15 protein-coding genes are annotated in these 22,136 nt (G+C 62.0%); 14 read left to right on the top strand and 1 reads right to left on the bottom strand.

The features are described 5' to 3' along the window. The first annotated feature begins 121 nt into the window (after positions 1-121). From ACOYXI_RS04585 to ACOYXI_RS04565, 5 genes are read left to right on the top strand one after another with little or no spacing between them, the layout of a single operon-like run. Positions 122-1,378, top strand: a complete 1,257-nt coding sequence (locus ACOYXI_RS04585; RefSeq protein ID WP_461674423.1) for an MFS transporter — start codon at positions 122-124, stop codon at positions 1,376-1,378. Next, complete coding sequence (locus ACOYXI_RS04580; RefSeq protein ID WP_461674422.1) at positions 1,375-2,505, top strand: LuxE/PaaK family acyltransferase; 1,131 nt, start codon at positions 1,375-1,377, stop codon at positions 2,503-2,505. Before ACOYXI_RS04585 ends, ACOYXI_RS04580 begins: the two co-directional genes overlap by 4 nt. Position 2,506: 1 nt before the next feature. After that, positions 2,507-4,909, top strand: coding sequence for an aldehyde dehydrogenase family protein (locus ACOYXI_RS04575; protein WP_461674421.1), 2,403 nt, complete (start codon positions 2,507-2,509; stop codon positions 4,907-4,909). 49 nt (positions 4,910-4,958) lie between these two features. Beyond that, positions 4,959-6,248, top strand: a complete 1,290-nt coding sequence (locus tag ACOYXI_RS04570; RefSeq protein WP_461674420.1) for a phenylacetate--CoA ligase family protein — start codon at positions 4,959-4,961, stop codon at positions 6,246-6,248. After that, a complete protein-coding gene (locus tag ACOYXI_RS04565; RefSeq protein ID WP_139055882.1) occupies positions 6,248-7,171 on the top strand; it encodes a GNAT family N-acetyltransferase in 924 nt (307 codons plus the stop codon). Before ACOYXI_RS04570 ends, ACOYXI_RS04565 begins: the two co-directional genes overlap by 1 nt. Positions 7,172-7,219: 48 nt before the next feature. Here the strand turns inward: ACOYXI_RS04565 and ACOYXI_RS04560 are convergent, their stop codons facing one another. After that, on the bottom strand, positions 7,220-7,747 hold the full coding sequence (locus ACOYXI_RS04560) for a hypothetical protein (RefSeq protein ID WP_098963937.1): 528 nt from the start codon (positions 7,745-7,747) through the stop codon (positions 7,220-7,222). 379 nt (positions 7,748-8,126) lie between these two features. On the opposite strand from ACOYXI_RS04560, the gene ACOYXI_RS04555 reads away from it, so the two are divergent. The 9 genes from ACOYXI_RS04555 (at position 8,127) to ACOYXI_RS04515 (ending at position 22,112) form a co-directional block, all read left to right on the top strand. Further along, positions 8,127-10,118, top strand: coding sequence for a methyl-accepting chemotaxis protein (locus ACOYXI_RS04555; protein ID WP_027612033.1), 1,992 nt, complete (start codon positions 8,127-8,129; stop codon positions 10,116-10,118). A 164-nt stretch (positions 10,119-10,282) separates the two neighbouring features. Further along, the gene (locus tag ACOYXI_RS04550) at positions 10,283-10,729 is read left to right on the top strand and encodes a DUF411 domain-containing protein (RefSeq protein WP_047602252.1); all 447 of its coding nucleotides are present in this window, start codon (positions 10,283-10,285) and stop codon (positions 10,727-10,729) included. Next, entirely contained in the window at positions 10,729-11,163 is a 435-nt protein-coding gene (locus ACOYXI_RS04545) for a YqaA family protein (protein ID WP_097089622.1), read from the top strand. Before ACOYXI_RS04550 ends, ACOYXI_RS04545 begins: the two co-directional genes overlap by 1 nt. A gap of 86 nt (positions 11,164-11,249) precedes the next feature. Next, complete coding sequence (locus ACOYXI_RS04540) at positions 11,250-12,302, top strand: alpha/beta fold hydrolase (protein WP_134786295.1); 1,053 nt, start codon at positions 11,250-11,252, stop codon at positions 12,300-12,302. A gap of 13 nt (positions 12,303-12,315) precedes the next feature. Continuing rightward, positions 12,316-13,269 carry a D-2-hydroxyacid dehydrogenase family protein gene (locus ACOYXI_RS04535; RefSeq protein WP_461674419.1) on the top strand — a complete coding sequence of 318 codons (954 nt, stop codon included), beginning with the start codon at positions 12,316-12,318 and terminating at the stop codon, positions 13,267-13,269. Between the two features lie 595 nt (positions 13,270-13,864). Next, positions 13,865-15,451 carry a glycogen synthase GlgA gene (gene glgA / locus ACOYXI_RS04530; protein WP_210557014.1) on the top strand — a complete coding sequence of 529 codons (1,587 nt, stop codon included), beginning with the start codon at positions 13,865-13,867 and terminating at the stop codon, positions 15,449-15,451. 18 nt (positions 15,452-15,469) lie between these two features. After that, positions 15,470-17,272: a malto-oligosyltrehalose trehalohydrolase gene (treZ, locus tag ACOYXI_RS04525; protein ID WP_461674418.1), complete on the top strand. Its 1,803-nt coding sequence runs from the start codon at positions 15,470-15,472 to the stop codon at positions 17,270-17,272. Next, positions 17,269-19,347, top strand: coding sequence for a 4-alpha-glucanotransferase (malQ, locus tag ACOYXI_RS04520; protein ID WP_461674417.1), 2,079 nt, complete (start codon positions 17,269-17,271; stop codon positions 19,345-19,347). The genes treZ and malQ overlap by 4 nt, the downstream gene beginning before the upstream one ends. Further along, entirely contained in the window at positions 19,344-22,112 is a 2,769-nt protein-coding gene (locus ACOYXI_RS04515) for a malto-oligosyltrehalose synthase (RefSeq protein WP_461674416.1), read from the top strand. The genes malQ and ACOYXI_RS04515 overlap by 4 nt, the downstream gene beginning before the upstream one ends. Positions 22,113-22,136 lie beyond the last annotated feature (24 nt).

Below are 22,136 nucleotides of genomic sequence, written 5' to 3'. Positions count from 1 at the left end.
GGGGGGCAGTAAATACGCTGTAAGTATTTGAAATTTCATGTCGCAGCAAAGGATTGGCTGCCGCGACAACTCTGCCTCTAGTCTCTGCGAACTTTTCTCGCTTACTGAAACAGGGATGTTTATGCAGAGAACCTTGATCGTAATGGCGCCCGTGCAGATTATCGGATTCTGCCTGGCCATTACCGCTTTTGAACTGCTCACCTATATGGCCAGCGACATGATCATGCCGGCCATGTTGACGGTGACCGGCGAGTTCAACGCCAATACCCGGCATGTAGCCAACGCCTTCAACCTGTATCTGATTGGTGGCGTGTGCCTGCAATGGCTGATCGGCCCCCTTTCCGACCGCTACGGCCGGCGTCGCTTGCTGTTGCTCGGTTGTGCGCTGTTCGGCCTGGCGTGCAGCGCCGCAGTCATAACGCAGCGCATTGAAGCCTTTAATGCGTTGCGCCTGATCCAGGGCATGGGCCTGGGCTTTGTGGTCGCCGTCAGCTACCCGACCCTGCAGGAAGTGTTCTGCGAGGCCGATGCCGTGCGCCTCATGGCATTACTGGGCAACGTGGCGCTGCTGTCGCCGCTGCTCGGCCCTTTACTCGGCAGCCTGCTGCTGGAATGGCTGAGCTGGCGACAGATGTTTCTGGGGCTGACGGCAACGAGTGTGGTTGTCTGGCTCGCTCTGTTTGCCTGGATGCCGGAAACGATCGACGTCGTGCGCCGTGACGGCCAGCGACAGGCTCCAGCGGCGTTTTCGCTCAGGCAGATCGGCCTGGGTTACCTCGCGCTGCTGCGCAACCGCCGATTCATCGGCGCCAGTCTGACACTGGGCCTGATGAGCCTGCCGCTGATTGCCTGGATCGGACTGGCGCCGGTGCTGCTCATGCAACGCCTTGAGCTGTCTGCGCTGGTATATGGCCTGTGGCAGATCCCGGTGTTTGCGGCGGTGATCCTCGGTAATTTACTACTGGATCGATTGCTCGTCGGGCACACGCTCGCCCAGGTGATCGGTCTGGCCCTGTGGCCGTTTTGCCTCGGACTGCTGGGGCTGATCGCTGCTGCCCTGAGTTCGGCTGCGCTGCCATTGGCCGTTTGCGCACTGGCCGTGTATGCACTGGGGCTTGGTATGAGCAACGCCGCGCTGTACCGCCTCGCGCTGTTCTCCAGCGATGCGGGCAAGGGGCTGGTGTCGGCCATGATCGGCATGCTGTCGATTGCCGTAATGGGCAGCGGCGGCTCGCTCATCGCCATCATCGGCGGTGGCTCGAACCTGCAATCCTTTTCCCTGCTCGCCGGCCTCGGCGGCCTGCTGTGCCTGCCCCTGCTCTACCGCCTTCTGCGGCACCCGCCGCGCCCACCACACATCAATAAGGATATTCGATGACTCTGTTCCCCCACAGCGATGCGCTTTGCGCATTGCCGCAGCCCTATTGCCAGGAGGCCGTCCCCAAAGGGCTGTTCAATCTGGCCATGCGCGAAATCACCCGGTTTCACGCTCGCCATACGCCCGGTTATGGCCACTGGTTGAACGCCCATGCAATCGCTGTCGATGACCTGGACGAGCTCGACGACTGGTCGCAATTGCCACCGATTTTCGCCAGTTTTTTCAAGCAACAGATGCTGCTCAGTCCGACGGGCGAAGACGCCCTGGAACTGACTTCCTCCGGCACCAGCGGGCAGAAGAGCCGCATGCGCTACGACGCGCGCAGCCTCGGCGCCGCGCAGTACATGGTCGAACGGATTTTCGTCCAATATGGCTGGATTGCCCCGCATGCGCCGTGCAACTACCTGTTGCTCGGCTATGAGCCGGAGCAGAAAAACACCTTGGGCACATCCTTCACCGATCAGTTCCTGTGCAGTTTTGCTCCCGCCAATCGGGTGGTTTACGCCCTGCGTCGCACTGGTGACGGCCACCAGTTTGATCTGTTCGGCGTGATCAGCGCCTTGCAGGCCTTTGCCGAAGAAGGTCTGCCGGTGCGCATCTTCGGCTTTCCCGCCTTTCTCTGGGAAACCCTGCAACGCATGCGCGCCACCGGCGTGGCGGACCTGCAACTGCCAGCTGGATCGCTGGCATTTTTCGGCGGCGGCTGGAAAACCCGCGCCGCCGAAGAAGTCCCCAGACAAGCCTTGTATGCACGGATCCAGCAACAACTGGGCATCGCGACCCAAGACTGTCGCGACGGTTACGGCGCCGTCGAACACGCGGTGCCTTACGTCGAATGCGCCCACCATCACTTTCACGTACCGGTCTACGCGAAAGTGTACGTACGCTGCCCGGTGGATTTTTCGGTCTTGCCCTATGGCCAGCGCGGCCTGCTGAGTCTGGTCTCGCCCTACATTTCCTCAAGCCCGGCCCATGCCGTGGTCATGAGCGATCTGGCCACGCTGCATCCGGGCACCCGTTGTGCCTGCGGTCTGGCCAGCGACTGGTTCCAGTTGCACGGCCGCGCCGGCACCACGGCCGCGAGGAGCTGTGCCATGGCCGCGTCCGAACTGCTGGGGAGGCACTGATATGTACCTGATCAACGGTCAGTTGCACACCGAGTGCAGCCTCGACAGCGCCTTGCACCAACTTCAGCGGGAGTTGCCACGAAGGCTGCAGCTTCCACTGCAAACCAGCACGCTGCTCGCCACTGCCAAGGCCTTCGCCGAACGTCTGCAACAAGAAAAAACGGAACTGCCACTGGCTCCCGGTCAGCGCGAAGCACTGATCGATTTCTGCCAGCCTGCCGCCCTGCAAGCCAAGCTGGATCGTGAGCTGGGCTTGCGCCCCGATTCGCTGCGTCGCATCGACTATCGACAGTCACGCTTCGAGCGCTGGAGTCCGCTGGGCCTGGTGGTGCATATCACTCCGGCCAACGCGCCGCTGCTGGCGTTCTGTGCGGTGATCGAAAGTCTGCTGAGCGGCAACGTCAACTGGCTGCGTCCCAGCAGCAGTGACGCTGGCTTCACCGCGCGCCTGCTTCAGGCGTTGGTTGCCTGCGATGCAAGCGGACAACTCAATGGTTACGTGGCGGTGCTGCCGACCCGCACCGAACAAATCGGCCAGTTGTGCAGGCACGCCAACGGTGTCGCGGCGTGGGGTGGCGAAACCGCGCTGCAAGCCATCCGCCAGCAGATCCCGCCAGGCTGTCGCTGGATCGACTGGGGGCACCGCATCAGCTTCGCCTACCTGACCCCGGACGCCGCATCGCCCGCCGTCCTCGATGCGATTGTCGATGAAGTCTGCCGCCTCGATCAGCAAGCCTGCTCCAGCCCGCAGTGGTTGCTGGTGGACAGCGACGACGCGCGCGTACTGAACGATATCGGGGAGCAACTGGCCGCCGCGTTCGAACGCCGTGCCGGACAATGGTCGGCCCTTGCACCGACGCTTGAAGAGGCTTCGCAAATCACCACCTGCACGGCAATGGCCCGGCTGGCCCAGAGTTTTGCCGGGCAGACCGGCCGGGTCTGGAGTGCGTCGGGCTGGCGGGTGATCTGGAGCCATGATCGCCAGCTCGAACCTTCTGCGCTGTTTCGCAGCCTGTTGCTCAAACCCCTGCCCCGCGAGCGGCTCAGCGCCACGTTGCTGCCCTGGCGCAACGTGCTGCAGAGCTGCGCCTTGCTTTGCCCCGAGGCGCAGATCGCTGAACTGGCGCAAACGCTGATTGCCGCCGGTGTGACGCGCATTACCCCGATCGAGACTATTCACGATGGCTACGCCGGCGAACCCCACGACGGTGTTTATGCGCTGCAGCGCCTGAGTCGACGCGTATCGGTCAGTCTGCCGGCGAACGTGCTGACCGGCCATTCCACGCTTGATCAGCTGCCTGCCCCACCACCACTGACCGGACTGGCGATCATGGACAAGGGACAGTTCGTCCGCCAGCCGCCGGATTCAGCGGCGCAGCTGTTCTTTCGCTCCGGCGGCAGCAGTGGCGCACCTGTGCTTTCCGGCTTCAGTTACCACGACTTCCAGCGCCAGATGCAGGCGGCCGCTGATGGCTTGCTCGCGGCCGGACTGGACCCGGCGCAGGACAGGGTCATGAACCTGTTTTTCAGCGGCGGACTGTACGGCGGCTTTTCCAGTTTTGCCAAAGTACTGGAACAACTGCAGGCCCGGCACTGGCCGATGGGCGCCCCGGCGGACGACGATTACCGCGAGATCGCGCAGATGATCGAGGCTCAACGGATCACCGTGCTGATCGGCATGCCCGGCACCCTGCACCGATTGTTTATCAACGAACAACAAATACTGCGGCGCTACGGTGGCGTCGCCAAGGTCTTTCTCGGTGGCGAACACCTGAGTGAGCAAACCCGCGAGCTCTTGCAAAGTTGCGGCGTCAGCCTGATCCGCTCGGCGATTTACGGCAGCGTCGATGCCGGTCCCCTGGGCCATGCCTGCCGGGCCACGGCAGATGGCGTTTTCCATCTGATGAGCGACATCCAGCACCTGGAAATTGTCGATTTCGAGCATGACGTGCCGGTCGGTGACGGCGAATCCGGTCGTCTGCTGGTGACCTCCCGCGAGCGTCAGGGTCAGTCCGTGCAGCGCTATGACATTGGCGACAGCGGACACTGGTTACCCGGCCCGTGTGCCTGCGGTCTGACTTCGCCACGCTTCGAACTGCTGCAACGCCACGGCAACCTGCTGCGCATCGGCACCGATTTTATTTCGCTGGCGATCCTGGAGCAGCACCTTCAGATGCCGTTTCAACTGGTCCTCGATCACGGCCCTGACGGCCTGGAACGCATGCGCCTGTGCTGCCCTCAGGAACCGGCCGAGGCCCACCGCCGACTGCAGAATTATTCGACGCTGACCACGCTGGTGCAGACCGGTTTGCTCACGCTGGACGTCGAGCAATGTGCCGTCGAGCAGTTCGCCCGAAACCGGCACAGCGGCAAAACTCCCCTACTGATTGATACGCGCCGCTGACAGCAGCTATCTGCACGCGGCCCATCGCCACTTCATACAAGAAAAAATCATGAACACGATCGTTGAATTGAACAATTTGCTCGGTTACACCCGCCAACATTCGGCCTATTGCCGCGAACACTTCAAACATGTCGCGGCACCCATCAGCGCTTTGACTGAACTGCCCCTGATCGACCCTGAACAATACTGGCGTGACAGTCAGCATCCGCACCAATGGCCAGTGTTGTCAGGCCCGCTGGAAGACGCGATGGTCTTCAAGACCGGGGGCACCACCGGCTCAGGAAAACTCTCGCTGTTTGCCCGCGCAGAATGGCAAACCCTGGTGCGCGATTTCGGCAGCCAACTCACGGCGCAACTGAACCCCGGCGACCGGGTCGCCAATCTGTTCTTCGTCGGCGACCTGTATGCCAGCTTCATTTTTCTTCACGACGCGCTGGCACATGTCCAGACTCCCGTCAGCGAATTTCCCTTCACCGGGGCCGTCGACAGCGCCGTACTGGCCGAGTCGATCGTTGCGTACCGGATCAATGTGCTGGCCGGTCTGCCGGCGCAAATGCTCAAATTCGCCGCCTGGCTTGAGCGCCAGTCACGGATCCTGGAGGGCGTCGAAACCCTGCTCTACGGCGGCGAAAGCCTGTTCGCCGCCCAACTGCAAACGCTCCAGCGGGTGTTCCCGAACGCACGCATTGCCTCTATCGGCTACGCCAGTGTCGATGCCGGACTGATCGGCGTCAGCACCCGCGATTGCAGCTTGGGCGAACACCGGATGCTGGAGCGGCACAGCGTGCTGGAGATCATCGATGAGGTGAGCGGTGCCGTCATCGAAGAGTGCAACCGTAACGGCAGGCTGGTCCTGACCAATCTCACCCGGCGCCTGATGCCGGTGATCCGCTATCCGGTCGGCGACCTCGCCTGCTGGCGTGAACCGGGAGGGACGCCGATGCGCAAGTTCGCCCTGATGGGCCGCAGCATGAACAGCCAGCGCGTGCGGGTGAGCGTGTTGAGTCTGGATACCGGTGACATCGGCGAGCTGGTGCGCAAGATCGCCGCCAGCGATGGCTGGCAACTGCTCATCGAACAGCGAGCAAGCAAAGATCTGCTGAGCCTCAAGTGGGTACCCTGCACGCGAACGGCTGACATCAGCCAGGCAAGCTCAACCCTGCGCCGTGCGCTGATCAACCAATACCCGCTGATCGAGAAACTGCAGTCCGATCAATTGCTGGAGCTGAACGTGATCGCCTGTGCGAACGATGAACTGACCTGTCATCCACGCTCCGGCAAACATCAGCGGGTCGTGGATCGACGGCTTTATGACCATCCGCAGCAGGGGCAAGCGTGATGGACACGACAACCATCCGCCGCTATCGCGTCGCCGATGCGCCGGCAGTCAGCCGCCTGTTCGAAGAAATCTACGGCGTTCATTATCCTCAACCCCACGTGTATTTGCCCTGGATGATCAGCCAGAACCACAGTGTCGGTCGCTGGCACTCGCTGGTGGCGGTGGTAAACGAGCATATCTGCGGGCATGCCACGTTGTTTCGCCAATCTGGCCGAACCGCACTGGCGGAGCTGGCACTGACCGTGGTGCACCCGGACACTCGCGGGCAAAACATCGCCACCCAGTTGGGCCAGCAGTTGCTGATTCATGCCCAGGCGCTGGATTGCCGAGGCGTGACGATCAAGCAGGTCACGCATCACCCGTATACGCAGCGCATGGCCGCCGGCCTGGGGTTTCACAGCTGTGGTCTGTTGCCCGATTACGCGCCTTCGCCGTTCGGTGGAACCGGGCGGGAGACGATTGTTGTGGGTCACTGCAGCATCGACGGTTATCGGCGCCCGCTGCCGGCGCTGGCCTGGCCGCAGGATTGCCGCGAGCTGATGTCGCGTCTGGAGGCGGTGTTTGGTACCACCGACCATACCGTGCCATGGAAAGGCCCGAAGATCCGCTTCGATCACGTATCCGGGCGCTACGACCTGCTGCTCAAGGCCCTCGATGACAACCTGCTCGAGCAATTGGGACAACTGCCGGCGCACTGGCTGATTTCGATCAGACTCAGACTCGCCCAAGGGTTTTCCAGCGCGCTGCGCAAACTGGCCGATGCCGGTTTCGCTTTCACCGGGATTGTCCCCGATGACCACAGCGACGGCTGGCTGGCCCTGTTTCATCGTGGCTACCAGGCCTCCACGCTGAGCCTGCACTGTCCACACATGCAGCACCTGCAGGATCAGGCGCAGCAGGCCGGCGAAAGGTATCAGGACTAAAAACGAAAACGGCCCACCCAATCAATGGGTGGGCCGTGGGTGACCGGCTCAGGCCTTGGACTTGACGCCTTGATCCACCGGTTTCGCCGCGTTGCCTTCACCGTAGGTTTTCAGGTTCTGCAGCACGTAGATCGCCTTTTTGTATTCGGGGATCAGGTTCTTGCCGTAGGCATTGCCATTGAGGCCATTGTTCTGAATGGCGTCGAGCTGGGTGGCGAAATACTCCAGCGCATTGAATTTTGCATCAGGGTCTTTGGTCACGCCGAAACGGTCGAACTTGTCGCCGGCATTGAGCAATGTAAAGGAGGTGATGTCGGAAATCAGCCCGCGTTCACGCAGAAAAACACTCAGATTGCTCAGTTGCTTGACCGAGACATTCGCCGGATCGAACCCCTTGATGTTCTTGCGCAGGCCCTGCTTGTCCATTTCGGCTGTGTTCAGCGCGTTAGGATTGGTGCCGACCTTGGCGAGCATCTGCTGCACCTTGAGGCTTTGTTTGACCTCTTTCTTCGCGCCTGTATTGCGAACCAGCACCCCTGCCTTGCTCTCCCAGCCGCCGACAATGCCGATCGTCATGAGAAGACTCCCTGTGAAATAACCATGAAATGCCCTTGCTGGACTACTTGAATGCCGGGAAGTATCTACCGGCGAACTGGTGGCACCAACCCTTTTAGTGCAGCCGCTTACAATTTTTGTACATTCTCGATACAAATTACCAGAAGCTCACGGTGTCGCGGTTTCATGGCAGTTTGACGATTGCTCGCGAAGCTTTTTTTGCGTTGGCTGACGAGAGGGTCGATCCATTTGTATCGGAGTCGACACGCCCCTTCCGTCAGCCCGACACTTTCTTGCACCAAAGTACTTAAAGCTTCCCCGTTCGCCGACGATACGCTGGTGTGACCCCGCCGTTTTTCCTCGACCCACAATAAGAATCGCAGCTCAAGGACCGGTATCCATGCCCGCATTCCGCACCATTCAGGCTCGCTACACGTTATTTCTGGTTCTGTTCATCCTGCTGCTGTCGGTGCTGACCGTGGTCGGTATCAGCCAATTGGTTGCCCCCAAGCTGCGGCATACCGAAGAACAGGTGGTGCTCAACCGGATTGCCGAAGTCGCCGAACAGATTCAGGGCGAACTGAACAAAGTCCAGGCGCAACAGCGCAGCATCACCCAGACCATTCCCCTGCTCGACAGCGCGGCCATCGACACAGTGTTGCCGGGCCTGGTGGATCAGTACGGCGAACTGAAAGTCTTCGGTGGCGGGATCTGGCCACTGCCGGGTCAGCGTGAGGCCGGGCGCAACAAGTTCAGCACGTTCTGGCACCGCGACGCCTCGGGCAAACTGGCGGTGAATACCTTCTGGAACAGCGACGCGGCGCCCAACTATTACGACCAGAGCTGGTACAAGGGCGGCATGCAGACCCCGCGCGGCCAGTGCGCCTGGGCCGCTGCCTATAAAGATGACGCGAGTGCCGAGCCGCGCACCAACTGCGCCATGGCGATCCAGAAAAACGGTGCAGCGTGGGGCGTGTCGACCATCGACGTGACGCTGGGCTTCTTCAACGATCTGGTGGCGCGCAAGGAAAAAGACCTCAACGCCGAAATGCTGATCGTCGAGGCCGACGGCAAGATCATCAGCAACAGCTCGCGCATCAGCGGCCCGATCGTGCTGAAGAACATCAGCGAACTGGCCGCCGGTTCGACCTTCGCCAGTCAGGTCAAGGCCGGCCTGCAGAACCGCGATCAGGCGCAACGCGTCGAGTTCGACAACAACGGCGAAGCCAGCACTTTCTTCATGCGCCCGATCGAAGGCACGCCGTGGTTCCTGGCCACCGCCCTGCCAACGAAAATGCTCACCGCCCAGCGTGACGACGTGCTCAGCAGCCTGAGCCTGCTGCAGATTCCACTGGTGATCCTGCTGGTGCTGTTGCAGGTGTATGCGATCCGCCAACTGGTGTCGCGGATGAAAGCGCTGAAAGCCAACATCGACTTGCTGTCCAGCGGCGATGCCGACCTGACCCGGCGCATCACCATCCGTGCCGAAGACGAACTGGGCGCCATCGGCCACTCGGTCAACACCTTCATTGCCTACCTGCAGAACATGATCGGTGAAGTGACGCAGGCCACCGGCGCCATGGCCTCGAGCCTCGATGACCTGCAGCGTACGTCGGCCAACACCAGCCAGATTCTGCTGCGCCATGCTTCGGAAACCGATCAGACCGTTACCGCCATCACCGAAATGAGCTCGACGGCCGAAAGCGTCGCGCAGAACGCCGCAGAAACCGCTGCGTTCACCCAGCGCGCCAACGAAAACGCCGATCGCTCACGGGTGGTGGTTGGTGAAGCCACCAACAGCGTGGTGGCCTTGATCGACGAAGTGGCCAGCGCCACCCAGAAAGTCGAGAGCATGCAGCAGGACGCGCAGCGCATCACCGAGATTCTCGGGGTGATCGGCGCAATCGCCGGGCAGACCAACCTGCTGGCGCTCAACGCCGCCATCGAAGCCGCCCGGGCCGGTGAACAGGGTCGCGGCTTTGCCGTGGTCGCCGACGAAGTCCGCGCCCTCGCCGCTCGCACCCAGGCCAGCACTTCGGAAATCAACGAGATGTTGACCCGCCTGACCCAAGGCGTGAGCTCGTCGGTCAGCGCCATGGAAAACACTCAGGCCAGCTGCCAGTCCGCCGCCGACGCCACGGCGCGGGTCAACTCCGGTCTGGATGAAATGGCCGGCTCGGTCAGCCACATCAACAGCCTCAGCACCCAGATCGCCACCGCTGCCGAACAGCAGAGTGCGGTCACCGAAGAGATCAACCGCAGCATGGTGCAGATCCGCCACATGGTCGAAGAACTGGTGCACAGCGGCCAGGCCAGCGAACTCAACACCCGCCAGTTGCTGGAAGCCAACAACCGGGTGAGCGCGATCATGGGGCGGTTCAAGGTTCGTTGAGCCTGACAGATTTGTAATCTCCCGCTCAGCAGGCTGTCAGGCTTGATCCATGATCATCCTGCCAGCCTGTCTTGTATCAACTTGAAACACTCCGTTGATGCCCGGCAGGATAATCCGGTCAAAATACTTTCCTTTTTGACCGTCATCCTTGTCGAGAGCCCACCATGCGAACCTCCCTGCGACTGGCCGCCCTCAGCGCCCTGCTCCTGTCCTCCCTGGCCCAGGCCGCCGAGCTGATCCCGATCGAAGTGCACCGCGACGCCAATTGCGGCTGCTGCAAAAAATGGATCAGTCACCTCGAAGCCAACGGCTTCAAAGTCGAAGACCATGTCGAAAGCGACATGAGCAGCTTCAAGCAGCAACACGGCGTGCCACCGCGCCTGGGCTCGTGCCATACCGCGCTGATCAACGGCAAGTTCGTCGAAGGCCACGTGCCGGCTGAACAGGTGCTGGCCCTGAGCAAGCGTGACGATCTGCTGGGCGTGGCCGCGCCGGGCATGCCCATGGGGTCACCGGGCATGGAAATGGACGGCATGAGCGATGCCTATCAAGTGATCGGCCTGAAAAAGGACGGCACGGATGTGGTGGTGGCAGACTACCCGGCCCACTGATGGCTGCCGGTTACGTCGGGCTGTTCGCGGCGGCGTTCGGCGCTGCGACGCTGTTGCCGCTGCAATCCGAAGCGCTGCTGGTCGGGCTGATTGCCAGCGACCGTTACTGGCTCTGGGGCCTGCTGGGCGTAGCGACGCTGGGCAACGTCCTCGGTTCGCTGGTCAACTGGTGGCTGGGGCGCGGCCTCGAACGCTTTCAGGATCGACGCTGGTTCCCCGTCAGCCCCAACCACATGGCCACCGCGCGCAAACACTACGAGCGCTATGGTCACTGGTCGCTGCTACTGAGTTGGCTGCCGGTGATCGGTGATCCGCTGACCCTGATCGCCGGCGTCATGCGCGAGCCGCTCGGGCGCTTTCTGCTGATCGTCACGCTGGCCAAAGCTGCGCGTTACGCCGTGGTGGCGATGCTGACCCTGGGCTGGCTCGGTTGAACATTCCAGCCATGGCGTTGCCTGTGGTTAACGTCGCCCTAATCCGGGCGTTCCAGCATCGGCCGATTTCCATGGAGTTTGCCCTTATGTCCGTCACGCTATCCCGCTGGCTGCCTGGCCTGGTCCTGACTGCTGCGCTGCCGCTGTTCGCCCACGCTGCAGCGCCCACTGAAACTGCACCCGCCGATGGCCAGACCTATGGCCCGGAGCTGCAAGGTTTCCAATACCCCTACACGCTCAAACACTTTGCCTTTCAGTCTCAGGGTAAATCCCTGCAAATGGGTTACATGGACGTCGCCGCCCACGGCAAGGCCAACGGGCGCACCGTGGTGCTGATGCACGGCAAGAACTTTTGCGCCGCCACCTGGGACAGTTCAATCAAGGCCTTGAGCGAGGCCGGTTACCGGGTCGTCGCGCCGGATCAGATCGGCTTCTGCACCTCCAGCAAACCCGATCACTACCAGTACAGCTTCCAGCAACTGGCGACCAACACCCAACAGCTGCTCAAGGCCCTGGGCATTCAGAAAGCCACCCTGCTCGGCCATTCCACCGGCGGCATGCTCGCCACTCGCTACGCGCTGCTGTTCCCGGATCAGGTCGAACAACTGGCGCTGGTCAACCCGATCGGCCTGGAAGACTGGAAAGCCCTCGGCGTGCCGTACCGCACCGTGGATCAGTGGTATCAGCGCGAACTCAAAGTCACCGCCCAAGGCATTCGCGACTACGAGCGCAACACCTATTATGACGGCCGCTGGAAACCCGAATTCGACCGCTGGGTCGACATGCTCGCCGGCCTGAGCAACGGCCCGGGCAAAACCCAGGTGGCGTGGAACTCGGCACTGATCTACGACATGATCTTCACCCAGCCGGTGTACTACGAGTTCAAGGACCTGAAGATGCCGACCCTGCTGTTGATCGGCACGTCCGACACCACGGCCATCGGCAAGGATCTCGCGTCACCCGAGGTCAAGGCGAAAATCGGCCATTATGAGGTGCTCGGCAAGCAAGTCGCCAAGCTGATTCCACAATCGACACTGGTGGAGTTTCCCGGCATGGGCCACGCACCGCAGATGGAAGAACCGGCGAAATTTCACCAGGCCTTGCTCGGCTGGCTGAACAACACCAATCCCGTTCGTTGATGAGGTAAGACTGATGGCGGTGCAGATTGCAGTGATCGATGACTGGCAGGACGTGGCACGGGACGTGGTCGACTGGTCGGTGCTCGACAGCATCGGCGAAGTGACGTTTGTGCATGACTACCCGGCGGACAACACCACACTGGCCGAGCGACTGGGCCAGTACCAGGTGATCTGCGTGATGCGCGAGCGCACGCGTTTCGACCAGGACCTGCTGCAGCGCCTGCCCAATCTCAAGCTGCTGGTCACCGGTGGCATGCGTAACGCGGCGCTGGACATGCAGGCGGCCGCTGGCCTCGGGATCAAGGTCTGCGGCACCGACAGCTACAAACACGCGGCGCCGGAACTGACCTGGGCGCTGATCATGGCCGCTACGCGCAATCTGGTGAATGAAGCCAATTCCCTGCGCGCCGGCGGCTGGCAGCAAGGGCTGGGCGGTGATTTGCACGGCAAGACCCTGGGCATTCTCGGTCTGGGCAGCATCGGCCAGAAGGTCGCGCAATTCGGTCAGGTGTTTGGCATGCGCGTGATTGCCTGGAGCGAAAACCTCACCGCTGAACGCGCACAGCAGGCCGGCGTGACCTGGGTCAGCAAGCAGCAACTGTTCGAACAGGCTGACGTGCTGTCGGTGCATCTGGTGCTCAGCGAGCGCAGCCGCGGGCTGGTCGATGCGCAGGCGCTGGACTGGATGAAACCCACCGCGCTGCTGGTCAACACCGCCCGCGGGCCGATCGTCGATGAAGCGGCGCTGATCAAGGCGTTGCAGAAACAGAAGATCGCCGGCGCGGCGCTGGATGTATTCGATCAGGAGCCGCTGCCTGAACTGCACCCGTTCCGCACCTTGGACAACGTGCTGGCCACGCCACATGTGGGGTATGTCAGCCGACAGAACTACGAACAGTTCTTTGCGCAGATGATCGAGGATATTCAGGGGTGGGCCGCCGGGAACCCGCTGCGCCTGTTGAATTGATCGCAACGTTTCGATTGCGGTGAATTGACTGACGCCTTCGCGAGCAAGCCCGCTCCCACATTGGAAATGTGTCGTACCCGAATCAACTGTGGGAGCGAGCATGCTCGCGAAGGGGCCTGAATAGACAACACATCAACAAACTGCCCGCACCACAACAGTGCGCCCTCCCTTTGCACTAGCACAAAATCGTGACCAACCAGTCACCGTTTTAGCCCTCTCCCTCAAAAAAACCTGCCCTTCGTCGGTGCGTTCCTGCTTGCACACCACGGATTTCGCTGCCTGCAAACCGATTGTCGAACAATTTACCCGTTTGCTCTCGCCCGCTCTAGGATCTGGCCTAGACTGACTTTCGCGGATTAAAACCGGCCAGTCACAAACCCGAAAAATTGTCGAAACTTTTGCAGATGGCGGCGGGTCATCTGAAAGGCAGGGTTAACGCGACTGGTGCAATCCTTGCAATGGCCCCTTCACCCATTCTGCTTGCACGTGTTGGGTAGCGTTTGCTCACCGATGCGTGGCGCGTTTGCGCCCGGCCACAGGATTTGGCCACAGCTTGTTCGATACAAGAATCAGATCAACGACACGGGAGATTCATATGATCAGTGCGGCATTGGATATTCAGGGAGAGCGTGCTCAGCAGGCGGTTGGTGAATCGAGCACGGTGAGTCTTCCCGGCAGCCGGTCGATCAACGTCCCGGGCACTAAAACGCTGACGCCGGTCGCCAGCCAGAATCCCAACAAAAAGAAAGTGTTGTTCGTCACGTCGGAAATCGCCGACCTGGTGAAGACCGGCGGTCTGGGCGACGTCTCCGCCGCCCTGCCCCGCGCCATGGCGCACCTGCACGATGTGCGCGTGTTGATCCCCGGTTACCCGCAGGTGATGCACAGCGAGAACCCGATCCACATCATCGGCGAACTCGGCGGGCATGCCGCGTTGCCTCCGTGCAAGATCGGGCGCATGGACATGCCGGACGGGCTGGTGATCTACGTGCTGATCTGCCCCGAGCTGTATGAGCGTGAAGGCTCGCCGTACGGTGCCAACAACGGTCGCGACTGGCCGGACAACCATATTCGTTTCGCCCGCCTGGGCCTGGCCGCTGCCGACATCGCCGCCAACCTCGCACAAATTCACTGGTGCCCGGATCTGGTGCACGCCCATGACTGGCCCGCCGGTCTGGCCCCTGCCTATATGCACTGGCGCGGGCAGCGCACGCCAACCCTGTTCACCATTCACAACCTCGCCTATCAAGGTGTGACCAGCCTCGGCTCGTGCCCGGAGCTCGGCATTCCGACCCACGCCCTGCAACAGGAAGGCATGGAGTTCTACGGCAAGATGTCGTTCCTAAAGGCCGGCATGGCCTATTCGAGCCACATCACCACGGTCAGCGCCACCTACGCGCAGGAAATCACCACCCCGGATTTCGGCTGCGGTCTCGACGGTTTTCTCGCCGCCAAAACCCAGCAAGGCTTGCTCAGCGGCATCCCCAACGGCATCGACGAGAGCTGGGACGCGGCCACTGATCCACACCTGTTCGCGCCGTTCGCCATCGGCGACTGGGAAGGCAAAGCGGTCAACGCTGCCCATGTGCGTGAACTGTTTGGCTTGAACGATTCCAGCGGCCCGCTGTTTGCCGTGGTCTCGCGTCTGGTTTATCAGAAAGGTCTGGACCTGACTGAAGCCGTCTCCGAATACATCGTGCAGAACGGCGGCCAGATCGCAATCATCGGCCGTGGCGAGCCGGAAGAAGAACAGGCCATGCGTGAACTGGCGCTGCGCTTCCCCGGGCAGATCGGCGTGCGCATCGGCTTCAATGAAACCGACGCCCGGCGCATGTTCGCCGGCAGCGATTTCCTGCTGATGCCGTCGCGTTATGAACCCTGCGGCCTGAGCCAGATGTACGCCCAGCGCTTCGGCTCTTTGCCCGTGGCGCGCAATACCGGCGGCCTGGCCGACACCATCGAGAACGGTGTCACCGGTTTCCTCTTTGACGAGTCCACTGTCGAGAGCTACCGCGAAGCCCTGAGCCGCGCGTTCAAGGTATTCGCCTTCCCCGACCTGCTCAACGCCATGCGCTGCCGAGCGATGGCCGCGCCGTTCAACTGGTGCAAAGCGGTCGAACCCTACGCCGAACTCTACGAACAACTGGTCGCCAAGGCGCTGGGTAAAGCCGGCCACAAATAACTCAGGGAGCTTTTCACAATGCCGTTACGGACCCAAGAAAACTGGCCCCACGGCGCGATCATGCAGGACGCCGAACACACTCAGTTTGCGCTGTGGGCACCGGATGCGTTTTACGTCAGTGTCGAACTTGAAGACGGCCAGTCCTTGCCGATGTTACCGCAGGCCGATGGCTGGTTCGTGATCAAGACCCGGTGCCCGGCGGGCACCCGCTACCGCTTCAACATCGATGGTGAACTGGAGGTGCCCGACCCGGCCTCCCGCGCCCAGGACGGCGACCTTGACGGCCACAGCGTGGTGGTCGATCCGCTGGCCTATCAGTGGCGCCACACCACCTGGCACGGCCGGCCGTGGAGCGAAGCGGTGATCTACGAGCTGCATGTCGGCGCGCTCGGCGGCTTTGCCGAAGTGGAGCAGCATCTGGCGCGCTTGGTCGAGCTGGGCATTACCGCCATCGAACTGATGCCTTTGGCGCAGTTTCCCGGCACGCGCAACTGGGGTTATGACGGCGTGCTGCCTTTCGCACCGCAAGCCTCCTATGGCACCCCGGAACAACTCAAACACCTGATCGACAGCGCCCACGGCCATGGGCTGGCGGTGATTCTCGACGTGGTCTACAACCACTTCGGCCCCGACGGCAATTACCTCGGACGCTACGCCAAAGGTTTTTTCCGCGAAGACAAGCACACGCCCTGGGGCGCGGCGATCGATTTCCGCCGCCGTGAAGTGCGGGACTTCTTCATTGAAAACGCGCTGATGTGGGTGCTCGAATACCGCTTCGACGGACTGCGCCTGGACGCGGTGCACGCCATCGAAAGCCCGGACTTCCTGCCCGAACTGGCGCAGCGTATTCGTCAGCAGATCGATCCAAGCCGCCACGTCTGGCTGACCGTCGAAAACGAGCTCAACCAGTCGAGCCTGCTTGAAGAGGATTACGACGCGCAGTGGAACGACGACGGCCACAACGCCCTGCACGTGCTGCTGACCGGCGAAACCGACGCCTACTACGCTGACTATGCGCTGCAACCCACCGAACAACTGGTGCGCTGCCTAAGCCAGGGCTTCGTGTTTCAGGGCCACATCACCCGCCACGGCGAACCGCGCGGCGAGCCCAGCGAACACCTGCCCTCCACCGCTTTCATCCTGTTCCTGCAGAACCACGACCAGATCGGCAACCGCGCCTTCGGCGAACGTCTGCATCAACTGGCCGATCCACGCGCCGTGCAGGCCGCCACCGTGCTGTTATTGCTGTCGCCGATGATTCCACTGATGTTCATGGGCGATGAGTACGCCGCCGAGCAACCGTTTCTGTTTTTCACCAGTCACCACGGTGAACTGGCGGATCTGGTGCGCGAAGGTCGGCGCAATGAATTCGCCGGGTTCAGCGCCTTCGCCGATCCGCACAAACGCGAAAAAATTCCCGATCCGAATGCCGAGCAGACCTTCCACGCCTCGCAGCCTCGCCTGGTCGGCAGCGGCAGCGCAAAACAGCAGGAAACCCTCGCGCTGTACCGGCAACTGCTGCAATTGCGCCACCGCTACATCATTCCCAATCTGTCCGGCACCCAGGCGCTTGGGGCGCACATGCTCGGCTTCGGTGCGGTCAGTGCACGCTGGCGCCTGGGCGATGGCAGTGAGCTGCGAATTGACCTGAACCTCAGCGATACGCCAGTGGTCAACCCTGCACAGACCGACGCCGTGTGGCTGTTTCAACAGCCGCCCGCCGTTGCCCTGTCGGAACCGGGCGTACTGCCCGCGTATTGCGCGCTTGTCAGCCTCACGGCCGCAACCCCCTTGCAACCTCTGGATGGAGAGCGCCTATGAGCGATGCGCAACTGGAAATACTCGCAAGCCGCGCCGGCCTCGCCGTCGACTGGATCGACGCCAACGGCCGCCCGCAGAAAGTCGCCCCGGCGGTGCTGCGCAATGTTCTCACCGGCCTGGGTCATCCGGCCAATACCGCGCAGGAAATCGACGCCAGCCTGCTGCAACTGCAACAGGTGCAACAGGATCGCCACCTGCCGCCGCTGTTGACCGCAGATGTCGGAATCAGCGTTGATCTGGCCCGCTATTTCGAGCCTGAAACCCCTTGCGAAATCCACCTCGAAGACGGCTCACGGCTTAACCTCAAGCTCGATGCCGAAGCCAGACTGCCAGGGTTGATCCCGGTCGGCTATCAACAGGTGCACATCGCCGATCAGTATTTCACCCTCGCCGTGGCCCCCGAACGCTGCTTCAGCGTCGGCGATGCGGTAGACAACCCGATCCCTCGCGTCTGGGGATTAAGCGCGCAACTGTACAGTCTGCGCCGCCCCGGCGATGGCGGTTTTGGTGACACTCAGGCGCTGGAAGAACTGGTGCGGGTGGCTGGCGAGCGTGGCGCCGATGCGCTGGCAATCAGTCCGTTGCATGCGATGTTCAGCGCCGACACCGGGCGCTACAGCCCGTATTCGCCGTCCAGCCGCCTGTTTCTCAACGCCTTGTATGCCGCACCGGGCGCCATCCTTGGCGAACGCGCCCTGCGTGATGCGATCGACGCCAGCGGTCTGGCCGAGCAATTCCGGCGACTGGAAGACTTGAAGCTGATCGACTGGCCCACCGCCGCCGACGCCAAACAGAAATTGCTGCAAGCCTTGTACGACGGCTTCGTCGCGGGCGAGCATCCGTTGCATCCGGACTTCGCCGGTTTCCGCCATGCCGGTGGCGAAGCCCTGGAAAACCATTGCCGCTTCGAAGCCATTCAGGAAATGCGCGCTGCCCGTGGCGAAAGCCTCGATTGGCGCGAATGGCCGGCACACTGGCATGACCCGCGCGGCGCCGCCCTCGAAGCCTTTGCCGAGGAATACGCCGAACGCATCAGTTACTTCGCCTTTTGCCAGTGGTTGATCCACCGCTGCCTGGAGCGCGCGCAAACGGCTGCGCGCAGCGCCGGCATGGGCATCGGCCTGATCGCTGACCTTGCGGTCGGTGCCGACGGCGCCGGGAGCCAGGCCTGGAGTTTTCAGGACGAACTGCTCGCCTCGCTCACCGTGGGTGCGCCGCCAGACATTCTCAATCGCTCCGGTCAGGGTTGGGGGATTTCCGCGTTTTCCCCCGAAGGTCTGATCCGCAACGGCTTTCGTGCGTTCATCGACATGCTGCGCGCCAACTTCGCCCACGCTGGCGGGCTGCGCATCGACCATGTCATGGGCCTGCAACGCCTGTGGGTGATCCCCAATGGCGCGGCCCCGGCCGATGGCGCTTATCTGTATTACCCGTTTGACGATCTGCTGCGCCTGCTGACCCTTGAGTCCCATCGACATCAGGCGATCGTCCTCGGCGAAGACCTCGGCACCGTGCCCGACGGTCTGCGGGAAAAACTCAGTGCGCGGGCGATTCTTGGCATGCGCGTGCTGCTGTTCGAACAGGACAACACGTATTTCAAACCGATCCTCGACTGGCCGGACAACGCGCTGGCGACCACCAGCACCCACGATCTGCCGACGCTCAACGGTTGGTGGCATGGCCGCGATATCGACTGGAATGCGCGTCTGGAATTTGTCGACGCCAACGGTGAAATCGAATGGCGCCGCCATCGCCAGCGCGAGCGCGAAGGCCTGCGCGGGGCCTTGAGTCAGGACCCGCAAAACTTTCGCGAAGAGTCCCACGAAGCCGATCAAGTGGTCGATGCCAGCGTGCGTTTCCTCGGCCACACCCGTGCACCGCTGGTGTTGCTGCCGCTGGAAGATGCGCTGGGCATCGACGAGCAGGCCAACCTGCCGGGCACCATCGACAGCCACCCGAACTGGTCGCGACGCCTGCCCGGCAACAGCGAAGCCTTGCTTGATGGCGCCGATGCCGCGCGCCGCCTGGAACTGCTGGCCTGCGCCCGCCTGCAAGCTGCCGAGCGTGACCAATGAACCAGACCCTTATCCAACCCCTGCGTGCCACCCTGCGCCTGCAATTTCACAAGGGTTTCACTTTGGAACAGGCGGTGCCGCTGGTGCCGTACTTTGCCCGCCTCGGCATCAGCCACATTTATGCCTCACCGCTGCTCGCGGCCCGCGCCGGCTCGATGCACGGCTACGACGTGGTCGACCCGACGCAAGTCAATCCGGAACTCGGCGGCGAACCGGCGCTGCGGCGTCTGGTCAGCACCCTGCGCGAACACGGCATGGGCTTGATCCTCGACATCGTCTCCAACCACATGGCCGTCGGCGGCGGTGACAACCCGTGGTGGCTCGATCTGCTGGAGTGGGGCCGACTGAGCCCTTACGGCGAGTTCTTCGACATCCAGTGGCACTCGCCGGACCCGTTGATGGAAGGCCAATTGTTGCTGCCGTTTCTCGGCAGCGACTACGGTGTCGCGCTGCAGGAAGGCACGCTGAAACTGCATTTCGATGCGCAGCAAGGTCGCTTCCACGTCGAGCATTACGAGCACCACTTCCCGATCTGCCCGAATGACTACGGCGAGTTGCTCAAACCGCTCGAAGCGCTGAAATCCCTCGCCGATCGTTTCAGTACCCTCAGCTACCAGACCGACGCGCATGCGCTGGCAATGCCGCTCAAGGCTGAATTGAAGGAACTGGCAAGCGATCCGCAGATCCTTGCCGCGATCGAGGAAAATCTCGCGCATTACGACTCCACGACAGCAGAAGGCTTCGACAAGCTGCATCAGTTGCTCGAACGTCAAAGCTACCGCTTGGCCAGTTGGCGCACCGCAGCAGACGACATCAACTGGCGGCGCTTTTTCGACATCAACGAGCTCGGTGGCCTGCGCGTCGAGCGCCCGGCCGTGTTCGAAGCCACTCACGGCAAGATCTTTCAGTTGATTAGCGAAGGCCTGGTCGACGGCTTGCGCATCGACCACATCGACGGTCTCGCTGACCCGCGTGGCTATTGCCGCAAGCTGCGGCGGCGCCTCGACTTGCTTGCGCCGGATCGGCACTTGCCGATCTATGTCGAGAAGATTCTCGGTGCCGGCGAAACCCTGCGTACCGATTGGGCGGTGGATGGCAGCACCGGTTACGAGTTCATGAATCAGCTGTCGTTGCTGCAACACGACCCCGATGGCGAACATGTACTCGGCGACCTCTGGCAGCGACGCACCGAGCGTCCGGCGGCGTTCATTGAAGAAGCGCAACTGGCGAGGCAACAGATCCTCAACGGCTCGCTGGCCAGTGACTTCGAAAGCGTCGCCCAGGCGCTGCTGCAAGTGGCCCGCGATGACCTGATGACCCGCGACCTGACTCTCGGCGCAATTCGCCGGGTGTTGCAGGCGCTGATCGTGCATTTCCCGGTGTATCGCACTTACATCAATGCGCTGGGTCGCGCGGCTCAGGATGAACAGTTCTTCCAGCAGGCCATGGACGGCGCGCGGCAGACGCTGGGCGAAGGCGACTGGCCGGTGCTTGACTGTGTGGCGGCCTGGCTCGGTGGCACGCCCTGGCGGCAAAAGCCGCGCGGGCGCTCGCGCAAAATTCTCAAGCACGCCTGCGTGCGTTTCCAGCAACTGACGTCGCCGGCAGCGGCCAAAGCCGTGGAAGACACCGCGTTGTATCGCTCGGCGGTGCTGCTGTCGCGCAATGACGTCGGCTACAACACCGAGCAGTTCAGCGCGCCGGTCAGCGACTTCCATGCGGTCAATCAGCAACGCCTGGATGCGTTTCCCGACAATTTGCTGGCCACTGCGACCCACGACCACAAACGTGGCGAAGACACCCGTGCACGACTGGCAGTGCTCAGCGAACGCAGCCACTGGTATGCCGAACAGGTCGAGTTGTGGCGCGCCCTCGCCCGGCCGCTGCGCGACGATGATCAAGTGCCGTCGTCCGGCGATGAACTGATCCTGTATCAGGCGTTGCTCGGCAGTTGGCCGCTGCTATTGCGTGATGACGATCAGGCAGGTTTCAGCGACTACGCCGAGCGCATCTGGCAGTGGCAACAGAAAGCCCTGCGAGAAGCCAAGTTGCAAAGCAGCTGGAGTGCGCCGAATGAAGCCTATGAAAACGCTGCGCAGACGTTCACCCAACGCCTGCTCACCGGTGACGAAGGTGAGCTGCTGCGCGCAGCACTGAGCAAGACCGTCAACAGCATCGCGGCAGCCGGCGCCCTTAACAGTCTGGCGCAAACCTTGCTGCGCATGACCGTGCCGGGGGTACCGGATCTGTATCAAGGCAACGAGTTCTGGGACTTCAGCCTGGTCGATCCGGACAACCGCCGGCCGGTGGATTACGCCGCGCGCGCGCAAGCTCTGGACGGACACGCGCCGCTCCCGGAGCTGCTGGCGAACTGGCGTGACGGGCGCATCAAGCAAGCGTTGATCGCCGAGGTATTGAACCTGCGCGCCGAACACGCCGAGCTGTTTCGCCGGGGCACGTATCAGGCCTTGGAGGTGCTGGGCGAGCAGGCGCACAACGTGCTCGCATTCGCCCGTGAGCACGAGGGCCGCTACGCCATCGTGATCGTGCCGATCCGCTGCGCGACGTTGCTGGAAAACAGTGCCGTGCCACAGGTGGATGCGCTGCGCTGGGGCGATACACGGGTGGTTTTACCGTTCGCCGCCTCTGACACAAACCTGAAGGGACTTTTTCACAGCAGCGCAGTCACAAAAAACAGGGAGCTGAACGTCAGCGCCGCGCTGGGGGATTTCCCGGTCAATCTGTTTACCCAACTCTTTACGTAACGACGAGTTCAGTTCAGGAGCATT

It is taken from the genome of Pseudomonas sp. G3-19 (assembly GCF_054855875.1).
The sequence above is the reverse complement of the archived record's forward strand: the minus strand, read 5'-3'. Positions and strand labels throughout refer to the sequence as shown.